Consider the following 14417-nt stretch of genomic DNA (forward strand, 5'->3'; position numbering starts at 1 on the left):
AAATAAAATTCATAAGAATGGACTCAGGACTTTTGCCTTTTGCTTTACTGTGTTTTACATCTTTCTTCACACTGACGAATCCGTTGGGAACGATGCCCGTCTTTCTGACGATGACAAACGGTATGACCGAGAAGGAACGTCGTGCCATTGTACGACGGGCTACCATCGTTGCATTCCTCACTTTGATGGTCTTCATCTTTTCCGGACAGTTTTTATTCAAATTCTTCGGAATCTCGACCAATGGCTTTCGTATTGTAGGAGGGGTGATCATCTTTAAAATCGGATTCGATATGTTGCAGGCGCGTTATACTTCGCTCCGGTTGAAAGACGAGGAGATCAAGACATACGCCAACGATATTTCCGTCACACCGCTCGGTATCCCGATGCTTTGCGGGCCGGGGGCCATTGCCAATGCCATTGTTCTGATGCAGGACGCGCATACCATTGAGATGAAAGGTGTACTAATTGGCATCGTGGCGCTCATCTATCTCTTCGCTTTTTTCATGCTCAGCGCCTCGACTCGGCTTGTTAAAGTGCTCGGAGAAACAGGAAATAATGTTATGATGCGTTTGATGGGATTGATTCTGATGGTCATTGCCGTCGAGTGCTTCGTTGGCGGCGCCCAACCGATTTTAGTTGATATCTTAAAGGAAGGAACGATGTCTCTGCCCCTGACGGAATGATGTGGACTCCATCATGAAGATGTGCGCAACGATCTCCGCCTTCATTTTTATCACAAAGCCCTTTCCTTGCCGAAAAAGGGGCTTTCGTTTTGCCGCCTCCGTTTAATTTTTAATCCGATAAATACTTTTACAAGACAACAATAATTCCATATCTTTGCGGGAAATATTGGTGGTATGCAAGACGCCACCGCGAAAATCAGCCTGTTGACAGCCTTCCGATGGCTTTGTGCAAGAAGAAGGGACATCGGGACAAGAAAGAATAGATAGATAAATAAACAAGAAGAACGATGAATATATTGCTATTAGGTTCGGGAGGACGCGAGCATGCATTAGCATGGAAAATGGCTCAAAGCCCGAAGATCGGACAACTTTATATTGCTCCCGGTAATGCGGGGACAGCGACTGTGGGAACAAACGTAGACTTGCAAGCGAATGATTTTGCAGGCATCAAAACGTTTGTGTTGACGAATCACGTCGATATGGTCGTTGTGGGGCCGGAGGATCCGCTGGTGGCAGGGATCTATGACTATTTCCGCGATGATGATGGGCTGGCTCGCATCCCGGTCATTGGCCCGAGTCGTAAAGGAGCTCAACTGGAAGGGAGTAAAGGCTTTGCCAAGGCTTTTATGATGCGACATGATATTCCTACCGCACGCTACCGCAGCTTCACCGCCGACAAGCTGGCAGCTGGCGAGGCCTTTCTCGAAACCTTATCTCCTCCTTACGTGCTGAAAGCCGACGGACTGGCAGCCGGTAAGGGTGTGCTGATTATCGATTCGCTCGACGAAGCAAAGAGGAGACTGCGCGAGATGTTGCAAGGCATGTTTGGCGAGGCCGGCCGCACGGTTGTTATCGAGGAGTTCCTCGACGGTATCGAATGTTCGGTGTTTGTGCTGACCGATGGCAATGATTACAAAATCCTTCCGGTAGCGAAGGATTATAAACGGATCGGCGAGGGCAATACCGGTTTGAACACCGGAGGTATGGGGGCCGTATCGCCCGTTTCGTTTGCCGACGCTCTGTTTATGCAAAAGGTGGAGGAGCGCATCATCCGTCCTACGGTCGACGGGTTGCGCACCGAAGGGATCGACTACAAAGGGGTTATTTTTTTCGGACTGATTAAGGTCAAAGATGAGCCGATGGTGATCGAATACAACTGTCGTATGGGCGATCCCGAAACGGAAGTGGTGATGTTACGTATCGAGAGCGACCTTGTTGATCTGCTCGAAGGAGTAGCCCAAGGCACCCTGTCTACGTGCGAACTGATCGAAGATGTGCGTGCGGCTGTCACCGTGATGCTTGTCAGCGGCGGATACCCCGGAGCCTATGAGAAAGGTAAAGTCATCACCGGCCTCGACACGGTTCATACACCCGACCGTATCGTGTTTCATGCCGGAACGGCCCGGAAAGACGGTGTCATTGTTACATCGGGCGGACGTGTCGTTGCCGTCAGCTCATACGGGATCACGAAAGAAGAGGCCTTGAAGAAATCGTATGCCGGAGCGGAGGCCATCGATTTCGAAAGGAAGTACTATCGGCGTGATATCGGGTTCGATCTGTAAACATCACCACCGGATATGGGACGAGAATCCGAAGAGTTTCAGCGCAGAAAACGGATCAATCTGTCGAGACTGCCCAACCTTATCCTTACCGTACTGGTTTGTCTGGTATGTTGGACGGTAGGATATCAATACTCGGTCGGCTATCCGGTCGTTTGCAATACGGGGGGCTCACCGGTGTGGGAGGCTGTCTGTGCGATACTGCCCGACAAGCGTTTCACCTACCTGATCGGATGCTCGCTGATCTGTTTGCTCGCTTTTATTATACAGCGAATCAATTTTTCGTTCGTTATCGTTCGAGGAAAGACGCTGTTGCCTTTTCTTTTTTTTCTACTTTTTGTCAGCACTAATCCGGATATCTTCCCCCTTCGTCCGGCCTCTCTCACTCTTTTCTTCCTGCTCGGAGCGCTGGCTGAGCTTTTCAGTTCGTACCAAAGCCCCGAACAGACAGGACGCGTTTTCAATTGGTCCGTGTACCTGAGTCTGGGCAGTCTGATCTGGCCGCATCTGCTTTGGATGGTGCCGCTTTTTTGGTTCGGGATGTACCGTCTGCATTCGCTGACGCCTCAAAACCTGCTCACTTCCGTGCTGGGTATCCTTACCACCTTCGGATTCGTATTTGTCTGGTGTCTTTGGAAGCATGATTACACCCTCTTTATTGTACTGAAGGAGCAATTGGCGGCCATCCATCCGTTCTTTCTGAGTAATCCTCTGCGAATCGAATGGCTCAGTTCGATTTGTGTCGTTTGTCTGACGATTATTACGTATATCTATATTTTACTGCATGAATTCGAGCATAACATACGTACACGGCAATTTCTTTCCTTCCTGTTGGTCTTCGCGTTCTATTCGTTGATACCGCTCGGCCTGTACGAACAGCATTCGGTCGATTTTCTATGCCTCTTCTATGTACCCTCATCCATGCTGGTTTCCTATTTCTTCTCCGACCGACGTAACCTGTTGACGTACTTGTTCTATATCCTGATTGTCATCTTCCTCATGCTCTTGCTGCTCGTTCGTTTATGGACTTTCTGATCGATTACGGGTACATCGGTGTTTTCATTGCCTCTTTTCTGGCGGCCACCGTCCTTCCTTTCAGTTCCGAGGTTGTGCTCACAGGAGTCCTGTTGGGCGGCGCATCGTATCTGCCTTGTATGATTGCGGCGACGATGGGTAATTTTCTCGGCGGAATGACATGCTATTGGACCGGAAAAGCCGGGAAGGTGGAATGGATCAGGAAATACCTTCGGCTCAACATCGACAAATTGCTGAAAGTACAGCAATGGATCAGCGGGAAAGGCTCATGGACAGCTTTTTTCGTGTTCGTACCCGGTATCGGCGATTTTATTGCCGTGGCACTCGGTTTTTTACGTGCCAACGTATGGAGGGTCGCTTTCTGGATGCTGCTTGGCAAAGCCCTCCGTTATTGGGTATGGATGGAGCTGGTATATAAAGTGCAGGGAGCCGTCTGAAGTCTTATTGCAAAGCGTTAAAACAGGCATATATCCGAATGGGAGACCGGATGACAAGCAAAATATTTCGTCAGTCCTGCAAAAATACGATTTCATTCGCATCATTTTGTATTGAAGAAATAGACTTTGAAGATAAAAGAAATAAACATTATTCAATTGAGGTTTTATTTTATTCAGAAGAATTGATATTTTTGCAATTGCCGGCTTTATGGTCGGGCTGATTATTTCCAAAACATGAATACATTTTTTTTGTTATGAAAAAAAGAATGCTATGTATGGTGGCAATGCTCATGACGGGAACGCTCTCGGCACAGGAGATTACCGGACCATGGAGCGGAAGTATGTCCGTGAGTGGTTTCAAACTGCGCCTTGTGTTTCACATTCAGCGAAGCGAGCAGGGACTTTCTGCTACGCTCGACAGCCCCGATCAGGGTGCGAAAGGTATTCCGTGCGATACGGTTACATTCAACCCTCCTGCGTTGCGTATCGTTATGCGAAGCTTGGGGGCTTCTTATGATGCGGTATTGGCAAACGATACGCTGAAAGGCACCTTCTCGCAGGTGGGGATGAAGATACCGCTTGATATGGTTCGTAACGATATATCCAAAGGTCTGTTCAAACGCCCGCAAGAGTCTCGTCCGCCATTTCCGTATTACACCGAAGAGGTCACGTTTATTAACTCGACCGATAACATCACGCTGGCCGGCACGTTAACGTTGCCTGCGAAAGAAGGGAAGTATCCCGTTGTCGTTCTGATCTCGGGCAGTGGCCCTCAAAACCGTGACGAAGAGTTGATGGGACATAAACCCTTCTTAGTGGTAGCCGATTACCTGACCCGAAACGGTATCGGAGTACTGCGGTATGATGACCGCGGCACGGCGCAGTCCGGCGGCCGTTTCTCTACGGCTACCTCGTCCGATTTTTCCAATGATGCCGAAGCGGCCGTCGAATACCTGAGGACTCGCCACGAGGTAGATTCTCTCCGGATAGGGCTGATCGGCCACAGCGAAGGAGGCATCATCGCTCCGATGGTCGCGGCGAGGAACAAACGTGTGGCGTTTGTGGTGATGCTTGCCGGGGTAGGTGTGCCCGGCCATGAAGTATTGAAAACACAGGTCGAAGATATGGCTAAAGCATCGGGTGTACCGGACAGCGCACGTAAGATAAACAACCGGATTACAGAAAGGATGTATGAATTAATTCTTACATGCAGTGATCAGAAGTATGTATTGGATAGTCTGACTGTTTACATAAGGCAGTCCGAGCAAGTTGTTCAGCCTGAATTTAGTATAGATGTGGATGATCCGCTTTTGAAAGCCACAGCAAGATGGATGCTCTCTCCGTGGATGCAATACTTTCTGCGCTATGATCCCGCCCCGACGCTCCGAAAAGTAACCTGTCCCGTGCTGGCACTCAATGGCACGAAAGATATGCAAGTTGCCGCACAATCCAATTTGTCGGCTATCCGGAAAGCATTGGAGGAGGGAGGAAATACTGATGTTACTGTTCGCGAACTTCCAGGGTTAAATCATCTTTTCCAGGAGTGCACGACCGGAGCCCTCGATGAATATGCTACAATCGAACAAACGTTTGCCCCTTCGGCACTCGAAATCATCGTCGCGTGGATCAAGGAACGGAAATGAAAGAAAAGGGATTGGTTTACGGCTGTTTCCTCGCCATACGTATCCGGCAGGAAGAAAAAGCCATGAAGGGAATGTGGAGCTCTACCAATCCCTGATATTGTTTTCGTCGGGAAAATAATTGTATTGATCTAAAAGAGGATAAAGCGTTTTGCCGTAGTGAAGCCGTAGGGATATGGCGTATGTTTTATAACATGGCGTAACGTTGCAGCAGGTCGTTTTTTGGGTAGTAGGGGGATTATCGGTTTTTTTGTGAAAAAATCGGATTGTTTGCAGTAACATTAAAAAAAGAATACCCATGAAAAGTAAATTGCTACTTATTTTTAGTTTTCTGCTGATGCCGTTATGGCTTTTTGCCCAGCAACGCATAACCGTTTCGGGCGTTGTAACGGAGCAAGCCACGGGTGAGCCCGCTATTGGTGTCAGTATTCTGGTAAAAGGTACGACGAATGGGACCGTGACCGGCCTCGATGGTTCGTACACGCTATCCGACGTTCCGGCTCAGGCGACGTTGGTATTCAGTTATATCGGTATGACGACGGTGGAGCAGGCCGTCAACGGACACTCACGTATCGATGTGAGGATGTCGGAAGATCAGCAGGTATTGGACGAAGTTGTGGTTATCGGTTACGGAAGCGCCAAGAAGCGTGACCTTACGGGGTCGATCGTCAGTATCAAAGCCGCCGAGTTTGCCGATCGTCCGTCGACGAACCCATTGGCTTCCATACAGGGGAAACTTGCGGGAGTGCAGGTGGTCAATGCCGGACATGCCGGACAGGATCCGGAAATTCGTATCCGCGGCACAAACTCGATCAACGGATATGCGCCGTTATATGTTGTGGATGGATTATTTTCTGACAACATCAACTATTTGAACCCTGCCGATATCGAGTCGATGGAAGTATTGAAAGACCCTTCATCGCTCGCGATCTTTGGTGTTCGCGGCGCCAACGGGGTGATTATCGTGAATACGAAACGCGCCAAATCCGGGCAGACGGTTGTGAACATCAACTCATCGTTCGGATTCAGAAACGTCGCCGACCGGATGTCGATGACCAATGCCGCTCAGTTCCGCGAACTATATGATGAACAGCGAGTCAATCAGGGACTGGGCGCATACGACTATGCGAAATGGAATGCCGATACCGACTGGCAGGACGTGATCTTCCGGCAGGGTTTTATGACGAACCACAATGTAAGCATCACGGGTGCCAGCGAGAAGAACCGTTTCTACTTAGGCCTCGGCTACACATCGGAGGAAGGCAATATTCTGCATGAAAAGTACTCGAAGGTAACGGCTAACCTGAACAGCGATTATCAAGTGACTAATTTTTTGCGCTTCGGATTTCAGGTGAACGGTTCGCGTACATGGCCGTCCGATGCCAAAGGCGTATCGGGAGCCATCCGGGCCGCACCGATTGCTCCGGTCTATCATGAGAAAACCGGCCTGCTACATACACTTCCTGATTTTCAGCGGGCACAGGTGTGGAACCCGATGATCGACGTGGAAACGCGAGCCGGACATGCGGTCGGCGTAAACAACCGGGTGGCCGGAAATATTTACGGCGAAGTGGATCTTCTGAAAAATCTGAAATTTAAAACGACTTTCTCGTTGGATTATGCCGTAGGGGAAGTGCGGAGATTCAGTCCGATTATTTATGTGTACAATCCCGATGTTGCAGGCAAAGAGAATCTGACCGACCGCGAATCGGTGTCGCAAAATAAATCGACACGTACCGTCGCACAGAGCGACTATATTCTGACTTACGACTTGTCGTCGGGCGGACACAGCTTGACGGCGATGGCCGGATTAACCACAAATTATACCGAATATTCGCTGCTGGAAGGCGCAAGAGAACAACATCTTAACGATATCATCTTTTCGATTCCCGATAATGACAAGGATAAATGGTGGATTTCCTCGATCGATGCGAAAGCTTCGTCGAACGGAGGTGCACAACACCGCCGTTTCACCATGTCGTACCTGCTTCGGGCGTTATACAGCTATCAGAACAGGTATTTGCTCAACGTGTCGTACCGTCGCGACGGCGCTTCGGTGTTCCGTTCGGTAGGCAACACGTGGGAGAACTTCTATTCGCTCGGTGCAGGCTGGGTCGTTTCGGAAGAGGCGTTCATGAAAAATCAGTCGATGATCGACTACCTGAAGTTGAAAGGCTCGTGGGGAGTATTAGGAAGCCAGAATACCGGAGGATTCCATTATCCTACGTATCCTCGACTGGAGAACTCGGGCAGCGCTGTTTTCGGCGACAACATCATCGCGGGCTACTCGTTGAAGTATCTGCCCCGTAATCTGTCGTGGGAAAAAACGCACGCATGGGAGGCCGGTCTCGAGATTGCTTTCTTCGGGAATCGGCTTCGTATTGAGCCGGTGTATTATAACAAGGTAACGAAAGATATTATTGTTTTGTTATCGGGTTTCTCGGGGGCGAAAAATTCGCTCGAAAATCTCGGAGAGATCCGTAACCGGGGCATGGAGCTTTCGGCTTCGTGGTCGGATAAAATCGGGGAAAGCGGGCTGAAATACACCGTATCAGGTAACCTGACGACAATCGACAATCAGGTGCTTTCGCTCGGACGTGGCCCCGAGGATGCCATCTTTGAAGGACCGAAAGGCATCTCGCGTTCGATGGAAGGGTATCCTGTGGCACACTTCTACGGTTATCAGGTTATCGGCGTGTACCAGAACAAAGAAGACGTGAAGCGTTACTACCCGAATAAAGTCGGCAGTCCGGCACCCGGCGACCTGAAGTTTAAGGATGTGAACGGCGACGGCGTGATCACGCAGGACGACCGTACGATGATCGGTAATCCGACACCCGACCTTACCTACGGTTTCAACGTCAACCTCGAATATCGAAACTTCGATCTGGGTGTCGACATGATGGGAGTCTATGGCAACGAAATCTACCGGACCTGGGATGACCCGACGTATGCTCAGTTAAACTACCTTACCTCGCGGATGAATCGCTGGCACGGTGAAGGTACGTCCAACTGGGAGCCGATTCTGAACCCGTCGCGGGCATTGAATCTGCTAAATTCAAACTATTTTATCGAAGACGGCAGTTTCTTCCGCATACGTAACGTTCAGTTCGGATACAAACTCCATCCGGCACTGTTGAGCAAGCTGCATCTGAAGTCGCTACGATTGTACGCGAATATTCAGAACCTGAAAACATGGCGGCGTAACACGGGATACACGCCCGAGATGAAAGGCTCGGCCTTGGAATCGGGTATCGACAGAGGAACGTATCCCATGCCGGTGATTTATACTTTCGGATTTAACTTAACTTTCTAAATACATCGATTATGAATCATTCTATCAGAAATATCATAGGAATACTCGCAACAGGCCTTGCGATGCTGACGGGCGGATGCACCGACCTGTTAGATCAGCGTCCGCAGGGAGAGTGGATACAGGGCGATGAAAGCGGTGGCGGATCATTTCAGTCCGATGTCTTTACCTTGTACGCCAAGATGCGCGGGTTTAGCGTAACAGGCGGAACAACGGCACTGGCAGTGCATTGCTTCCGTTCCGAAGATGCCGAAAAAGGCAGTACGGCCTCCGACGGCGCGGCACACGGCAAAATGTTCGACGACTTTGAATACATTGCAACAAACGGACTGATTGCCGGCTACTGGACCGGGAACTACGAGCTGATTATCTTAGCCAATAAAGTCATTGCCGACATCGAGCAGAGCGAGAAGGAAAAAGGTTCCCTATCGGATGGTGACCGCATCAACAAGTCGGAAGCGCATTTCTTCCGTGCCTTCGCTTTCTTCAATCTGGTACGTGCGTTCGGCGACGTGCCCAAAATTGATTTCAAAGTGAACAAGGCCGAAGAGGCGAATATTCCGAAGTCTCCCGCGGCAGATATCTACACTTTGATCGACGCCGACCTGACCGCCGCCGAAGCGCATCTGCCCAAGACGTGGCCGGCCGTATACACCGGTCGTCTGACCTGGGGCGCCGCACGGTCACTGCATGCAAGGACCTGCATGCAACGCAATGATTGGACGAATATGTATGCGGCATCCACGGAAGTAATCAAGTCCGGCCTGTATAACCTGAATACGCCATACGACAAGATCTTCCGTGAATCGGGTGAGAACAGCAGCGAGTCCGTCTTTGAGCTGCAATGTACGGCGACTCCATCACAACCGGGCTCGAACGAGATCGGTAGCCAGTTTGCACAGGTGCAGGGCGTGCGTGGCGCCGGCGAATGGAATCTCGGCTGGGGTTGGCATACGCCGACTCAGTTGTTGGCTGATGCGTTTGAAAAAGGCGATCCGCGCAAGGACGAGACGTTGCTCTACTTTGTCAAGACAGGCGAAGACGCGAATACGATTGAGCCAAACAAACCGTGGGGCGAGCGGCCTGTTGCCAATGCTTCCGTCGTCAATAAATACTATAATAAGAAAGCATACACCGATCCTACGCTGCGTGCCACTTACACAAAGAGTGGCCACTGGTACAACATTCGCCTGATTCGCTATGCCGACGTCGTACTTATGGCGGCCGAAGCGGCCAATGAGACGGGCAAAACAGGCGAAGCGATGGAATACCTCGAAATGGTACGCGCTCGTGCCCGGGGAAGCAATGCTGCTGTTCTGCCGAAAGTAACGACAACCGATCCGGCCGAGATGCGCAAAGCCATCCGTCACGAACGCCGGGTAGAGCTGGGTATGGAGTTCGACCGTTTCTACGACCTTGTGCGCTGGGGCATCGCCCGCGAAGTGTTGCATGCGGCCGGCAAAACGAATTATCAGGACAAGCATGCGTTACTGCCTTTGCCGCAAACGGAAGTCGACAAGTCGAATGGCGTACTCAAACAGAATCCGAATTACTAACCGATTAAAACAAGACCTTATGAAAAAGACAATGTATATGGGAATCGCATTGGCCGGCTTGTTGCTAACGTCATGTTTTCAGGACTTGGGGCAAGACCCGCCGTTCGACTATCCGCAGCAGCCGACACCTCCGCCGCTCGGCGCCGACGGACAAATCTTCTATCTGTCGTTCGACAAGGATTTTGAGGAATACCAAAGTCTTTCTGAGGCTTTACCGACAGGAACACCCTCGCTGACCGACGGGAAAAAAGGTAAAGCATATACAGGGGCCAAAGACAGCTATCTTACGTTTGACGTGGCCAATCTGGCCGCGCCGTTAGGATCGTCGATGACGTTTGCGTTCTGGTACAAGCTCAATCCTGTGCCCGACCGTGCCGGTCTGCTCGTGCTTGCTCCCAAGACGGAAGGCAAGCCTGCCGACAAACAAAATAACCGCAAAGCCGGCTTCCGTATCTTCCGCGAAAAAGCGAGTGCGAAGCAGCGCATCAAGGCCAATGTGGGCAACGGAACGGCCGATAGCTGGTTAGACGGTGGCGCTAAGGCCGACCTTGATCCGGAGACGAACGCATGGAAATACGTTGCGCTGGTGCTGACCGAAGGGAAGGCTTTCCTTTACCTTGACGGTGAAGAGGTGGCCGCCACAAACCTGACCCGCATCAGCTGGGACGGCTGCGATCTGATGTCTATCGGTTCGGGGTCACCGCGCTTCAACGAGTGGAACCACCTCTCCGATCACAGCCTGATCGACGAGCTGCGTATCTACAACAAAGCATTGAGAGCTGCCGAGATCAAACAGTTAATGAATAAATAACGCACACTATGAAACAACGAATCTGCATCTTGCTGTTAGGCTGTGTTTGCGGCATGCAGTGGATTTCCGCTCAGAAGAAATTCCCTCAGTATGAGAGCGACGTGTATGTATCGAAGAGCGGCGACTCGCTGCTTTATCGCAGTCTGAAACCTGAAAACGTAGCCGAAGGTAAAACGTATCCGTTAGTGCTCTTTCTGCATGGAGCGGGTGAACGCGGCTCGGACAATGAGAAACAACTGTTTCACGGAGGCATGCTTTTTACCAATCCCGTTAACCGAACACAATACCCCGCCTTCGTATTGTTCCCGCAATGTCCGGAAGATCGCTACTGGCCTACGCCGCTACGTCCCGACGGTTTCAAAGACGGCAATCCTTTTCCGATTGACGCTGAAATCTCACGACCGCTCGCATTGGTGAAGGAACTCCTCGACCGGACGATGGCCGAATACCCCGTCGATCCCCGTCGTGTGTATGTGATGGGGCTGTCGATGGGCGGCATGGGTACATTCGATCTTGTCTGCCGTTACCCCGATCTCTTTGCTGCCGCGATCCCCATCTGCGGAGGCATACATACCGGGCGATTAGAGAAACTTGTTACATCGACAAAGTTCCGTATCTACCACGGAGATTCCGATTCGGTTGTGCCGGTAGAGTTTTCGCGCGAGGCTTATCTGGCGTTAAAGAAGGCCGGCATCGAGGCAGAATACATTGAATTTCCGGGCATTGATCATGGCAGTTGGAACCCGGCGTTTAGCCAGTCCGATTACCTCTCGTGGCTGTTCGGACAGCGCAAACCGGACGGAGGAGGCTTATGAGAGCAATAGCCTCAGCTTTCCTGTGCCTCTGCCTGACCGTCGGATGCGATAAAAAATCGGAGAAAGAGACACTCCCGGCCGAGCAACGTCTGCTGACATTTGCCGACGACGACGCGTTCCTCGATTATATTCAGCGAACGCACTTGAATTATATGTGGGACGGAGCCGAGCCGACATCGGGCTTGGCTCCCGAACGCATCCATATAGACGGCGTTTATCCGCAGAACGATGCCGACGTCGTGACTACGGGCGGTAGCGGCTTCGGCCTGGCAGGGCTGTTAGTCGCCGTTGAGCGGGGATTTATCCCGCGCGATACGTGTGTCGGGCGGCTTCACCGTATCGTCGATTATCTGGCGCGTGCCGACCGGTTTCACGGTGTCTGGCCACACTGGATCTACGGAAAGACCGGAAAAGTAAAGCCGTTCAGCTCGAGAGATGACGGGGGCGACCTTGTCGAAAGCGCTTTTCTGATGCAGGGCCTCCTGTGCGTGCGTGAATATTTCAAGGAAGGGAATGCGTCGGAACGTGCATTGGCGCAGAAGATCGATACACTTTGGCATGCGATGGAGTGGGACTGGTATCTGAACGGTAAGGATGTGCTGTACTGGCACTGGAGTCCCACACACGAATGGCAGATGAACTTCTCGATCGAAGGATATAACGAGTGCTTGATCGCATATATTCTTGCGGCTTCGTCGCCCACACATCCCATTCCGGCTTCGGCTTACCACAACGGATGGGCACGCGGCGGAGGTATTCGCAGCGAGTCCGTTGCTTACGGGCTACCGTTGCGGGTCAAACATAGCGGTGCCGAAGGCTACGGAGGGCCTCTCTTCTGGGCACATTACTCTTACATCGGCTTGAACCCGACAGGGCTGAAAGACCGGTATGCCGATTATGGCGAGGTGAACCGTAATCAGGCGCTGATCAACTATGCCTACTGCGTACAGAACCCGCAAGGGCATAAAGGATACGGCGAGAACTGCTGGGGACTGACGGCCAGCTACACGGTCAATGGCTACACGGCGCACAGGCCGATGCAGAACGATCCGGGCGTCATCACGCCTACGGCGGCGCTGTCGAGTTTCCCCTATACCCCCGACGAATCGATGAAGGCTCTGCGTCATTTCTATTTTACTCTTGGAGACAGTATCTGGGGAGTGTATGGCTTTTACGATGCTTTCAGTATCGGTCACGGTTGGTATCCGAAACGTTATTTGGCGATCGATCAGCTGACCATTGCCCCGATGATCGAAAATCATCGTACGGGGCTGCTCTGGCGTTTATTTATGAACGCCCCCGAAATACGCGAAGGACTGAAGAAGTTGGGCTTTGAAGTTGCTGTTTGAAACCGAAGAGCGAGCCGCTATAAGAAGAAAATGCCTGTAATAACGGTGGATAAAAGGAAGTAACATATTTGATTTATTTTTACCCGAAAGCAATAAAAAAGAAAAAGGAAAAGTACTATCCTTTCCTTTCTCTTTTTTTATGATTGACGATGCCATCCTTAAGATCACAACATCAGTTGATAATACAACGAATTAGGTCACTTAGGAAGTTGTGGTTCGGATACTTTTGATGGTCGAATGCACTTCGGAATATTCGGGCTCATGCACTTCTCTAACTTCACTCATCCCTCTGAAATCGGAAGAAGAAAAATATTTCATCAACTGCAAATAAAAGACTTTTCCTGTCGCATCTTCGTGAATATAGAGTTGCAGGGGCTGATTGTTCGCTTCCGCCGCATCAGCAAGACCTTTGAAATCACCGGCCTCGAACATCTGCAAAAGTGCTTCTTCGCTCACAGCCGAAGAATCGAATTTCTTCACAGCGCTCTTTACAATCTTGCCACCACTCTGCTTGTTGTAGTATGCTTCGCCACCGAAATAAGCCACAAAACCAAAATATAACAGCCCGATTACACCAATCACACGAATCAGGGAAGAGGAAAGCGGAAGAATGGAAGGGAAGATGATCAGCAACAAACAGATGGCTGCCAATACATAGTAGACAATCTTCTTTGTCCCGTTTGTTCTTTTTTCAATGTCACTGTTTGCCTCATAATATGCATAGAGGTTCACCGGATAATCTTTTTTTTCTGTTTCCATGTTCTCTTTTTTTAAGTGTTGATTTATATCTATTGTTTCATTTCTGTCGTACCTTTCTCATGAGTTCCCTCTTAGAATTTTTTCGCAAAGGTACATTTTTTATGTGAGTTCGGGATAAAAATTCTTATAAACCCGGATTACGCAATAGAAGAAATAAGAATGAATTTAATTCAGGCCTTCAGCCCTCCGAACAAGGTCCGGATGTCGATACCCCACCCTTGCGGGATGGGGCTGAAATAATTCGGGCTTTCAGCCCTTTCGGACAATGGTTAATGGTTATGCGCGGTACACTCCGAATCATGTACCCGGCAAATAACCATTGACAATTAACAATTGAAAAACAGCCCTGAAAGGGCGAGATAATTCAGCCCAATGCGAAGCGTTGGGGAAAAAGCAATATCCCCGTTGGGAGGGCTGTAAGCCTGACGTAACCATTGTCGTACATTCGCACATCCATTAT

11 protein-coding genes are annotated in these 14417 nt (G+C 50.3%); 10 read left to right on the top strand and 1 reads right to left on the bottom strand.

The window, feature by feature from the left end; all coding sequences use genetic code 11:
* Positions 1-17: 17 nt before the first annotated feature.
* The 10 genes from BFO_RS05140 to BFO_RS05190 all read left to right on the top strand — a co-directional run bounded on the left by BFO_RS05140 (position 18) and on the right by BFO_RS05190 (position 13198).
* Positions 18-683, top strand: a complete 666-nt coding sequence (locus tag BFO_RS05140; RefSeq protein WP_014224591.1) for a MarC family protein — start codon at positions 18-20, stop codon at positions 681-683.
* A gap of 287 nt (positions 684-970) precedes the next feature.
* On the top strand, positions 971-2245 hold the full coding sequence (purD, locus tag BFO_RS05145; RefSeq protein WP_014224593.1) for a phosphoribosylamine--glycine ligase: 1275 nt from the start codon (positions 971-973) through the stop codon (positions 2243-2245).
* A gap of 15 nt (positions 2246-2260) precedes the next feature.
* On the top strand, positions 2261-3277 hold the full coding sequence (locus tag BFO_RS05150) for a hypothetical protein (protein WP_014224594.1): 1017 nt from the start codon (positions 2261-2263) through the stop codon (positions 3275-3277).
* Positions 3265-3714 carry a YqaA family protein gene (locus BFO_RS05155; protein ID WP_014224595.1) on the top strand — a complete coding sequence of 150 codons (450 nt, stop codon included), beginning with the start codon at positions 3265-3267 and terminating at the stop codon, positions 3712-3714. The genes BFO_RS05150 and BFO_RS05155 overlap by 13 nt, the downstream gene beginning before the upstream one ends.
* 254 nt (positions 3715-3968) lie before the next feature.
* Positions 3969-5357, top strand: a complete 1389-nt coding sequence (locus tag BFO_RS05165) for an alpha/beta hydrolase family protein (protein ID WP_041590700.1) — start codon at positions 3969-3971, stop codon at positions 5355-5357.
* Between the two features lie 295 nt (positions 5358-5652).
* Complete coding sequence (locus BFO_RS05170) at positions 5653-8670, top strand: SusC/RagA family TonB-linked outer membrane protein (RefSeq protein WP_014224599.1); 3018 nt, start codon at positions 5653-5655, stop codon at positions 8668-8670.
* Between the two features lie 11 nt (positions 8671-8681).
* Positions 8682-10223, top strand: coding sequence for a RagB/SusD family nutrient uptake outer membrane protein (locus BFO_RS05175; protein ID WP_014224600.1), 1542 nt, complete (start codon positions 8682-8684; stop codon positions 10221-10223).
* Between the two features lie 19 nt (positions 10224-10242).
* Positions 10243-11034 (top strand): LamG domain-containing protein, encoded by a 792-nt coding sequence (locus BFO_RS05180; RefSeq protein ID WP_014224601.1) that lies wholly within the window; start codon positions 10243-10245, stop codon positions 11032-11034.
* 8 nt (positions 11035-11042) lie between these two features.
* A complete protein-coding gene (locus tag BFO_RS05185) occupies positions 11043-11849 on the top strand; it encodes a carboxylesterase family protein (RefSeq protein ID WP_014224602.1) in 807 nt (268 codons plus the stop codon).
* On the top strand, positions 11846-13198 hold the full coding sequence (locus tag BFO_RS05190) for a glucoamylase family protein (protein ID WP_014224603.1): 1353 nt from the start codon (positions 11846-11848) through the stop codon (positions 13196-13198). Before BFO_RS05185 ends, BFO_RS05190 begins: the two co-directional genes overlap by 4 nt.
* Positions 13199-13399: 201 nt before the next feature.
* Here BFO_RS05190 and BFO_RS05195 read toward each other — a convergent pair whose 3' ends face one another.
* Positions 13400-13957: a hypothetical protein gene (locus BFO_RS05195; protein WP_014224604.1), complete on the bottom strand. Its 558-nt coding sequence runs from the start codon at positions 13955-13957 to the stop codon at positions 13400-13402.
* Between the last annotated feature and the right edge of the window lie 460 nt (positions 13958-14417).

Source organism: Tannerella forsythia 92A2 (genome assembly GCF_000238215.1).
GTDB lineage: Bacteria > Bacteroidota > Bacteroidia > Bacteroidales > Tannerellaceae > Tannerella > Tannerella forsythia.

What these genes read in the sequence shown, in the direction of transcription:
- BFO_RS05195 (WP_014224604.1), bottom strand. Translation starts at nt 13,957, where the DNA reads ATGGAAACAGAAAAAAAAGATTATCCGGTGAACCTCTATGCATATTAT.
- purD (WP_014224593.1), top strand. Translation starts at nt 971, where the DNA reads ATGAATATATTGCTATTAGGTTCGGGAGGACGCGAGCATGCATTAGCA.
- BFO_RS05180 (WP_014224601.1), top strand. Translation starts at nt 10,243, where the DNA reads ATGAAAAAGACAATGTATATGGGAATCGCATTGGCCGGCTTGTTGCTA.
- BFO_RS05155 (WP_014224595.1), top strand. Translation starts at nt 3,265, where the DNA reads ATGGACTTTCTGATCGATTACGGGTACATCGGTGTTTTCATTGCCTCT.
- BFO_RS05170 (WP_014224599.1), top strand. Translation starts at nt 5,653, where the DNA reads ATGAAAAGTAAATTGCTACTTATTTTTAGTTTTCTGCTGATGCCGTTA.
- BFO_RS05190 (WP_014224603.1), top strand. Translation starts at nt 11,846, where the DNA reads ATGAGAGCAATAGCCTCAGCTTTCCTGTGCCTCTGCCTGACCGTCGGA.
- BFO_RS05150 (WP_014224594.1), top strand. Translation starts at nt 2,261, where the DNA reads ATGGGACGAGAATCCGAAGAGTTTCAGCGCAGAAAACGGATCAATCTG.
- BFO_RS05185 (WP_014224602.1), top strand. Translation starts at nt 11,043, where the DNA reads ATGAAACAACGAATCTGCATCTTGCTGTTAGGCTGTGTTTGCGGCATG.
- BFO_RS05175 (WP_014224600.1), top strand. Translation starts at nt 8,682, where the DNA reads ATGAATCATTCTATCAGAAATATCATAGGAATACTCGCAACAGGCCTT.
- BFO_RS05165 (WP_041590700.1), top strand. Translation starts at nt 3,969, where the DNA reads ATGAAAAAAAGAATGCTATGTATGGTGGCAATGCTCATGACGGGAACG.
- BFO_RS05140 (WP_014224591.1), top strand. Translation starts at nt 18, where the DNA reads ATGGACTCAGGACTTTTGCCTTTTGCTTTACTGTGTTTTACATCTTTC.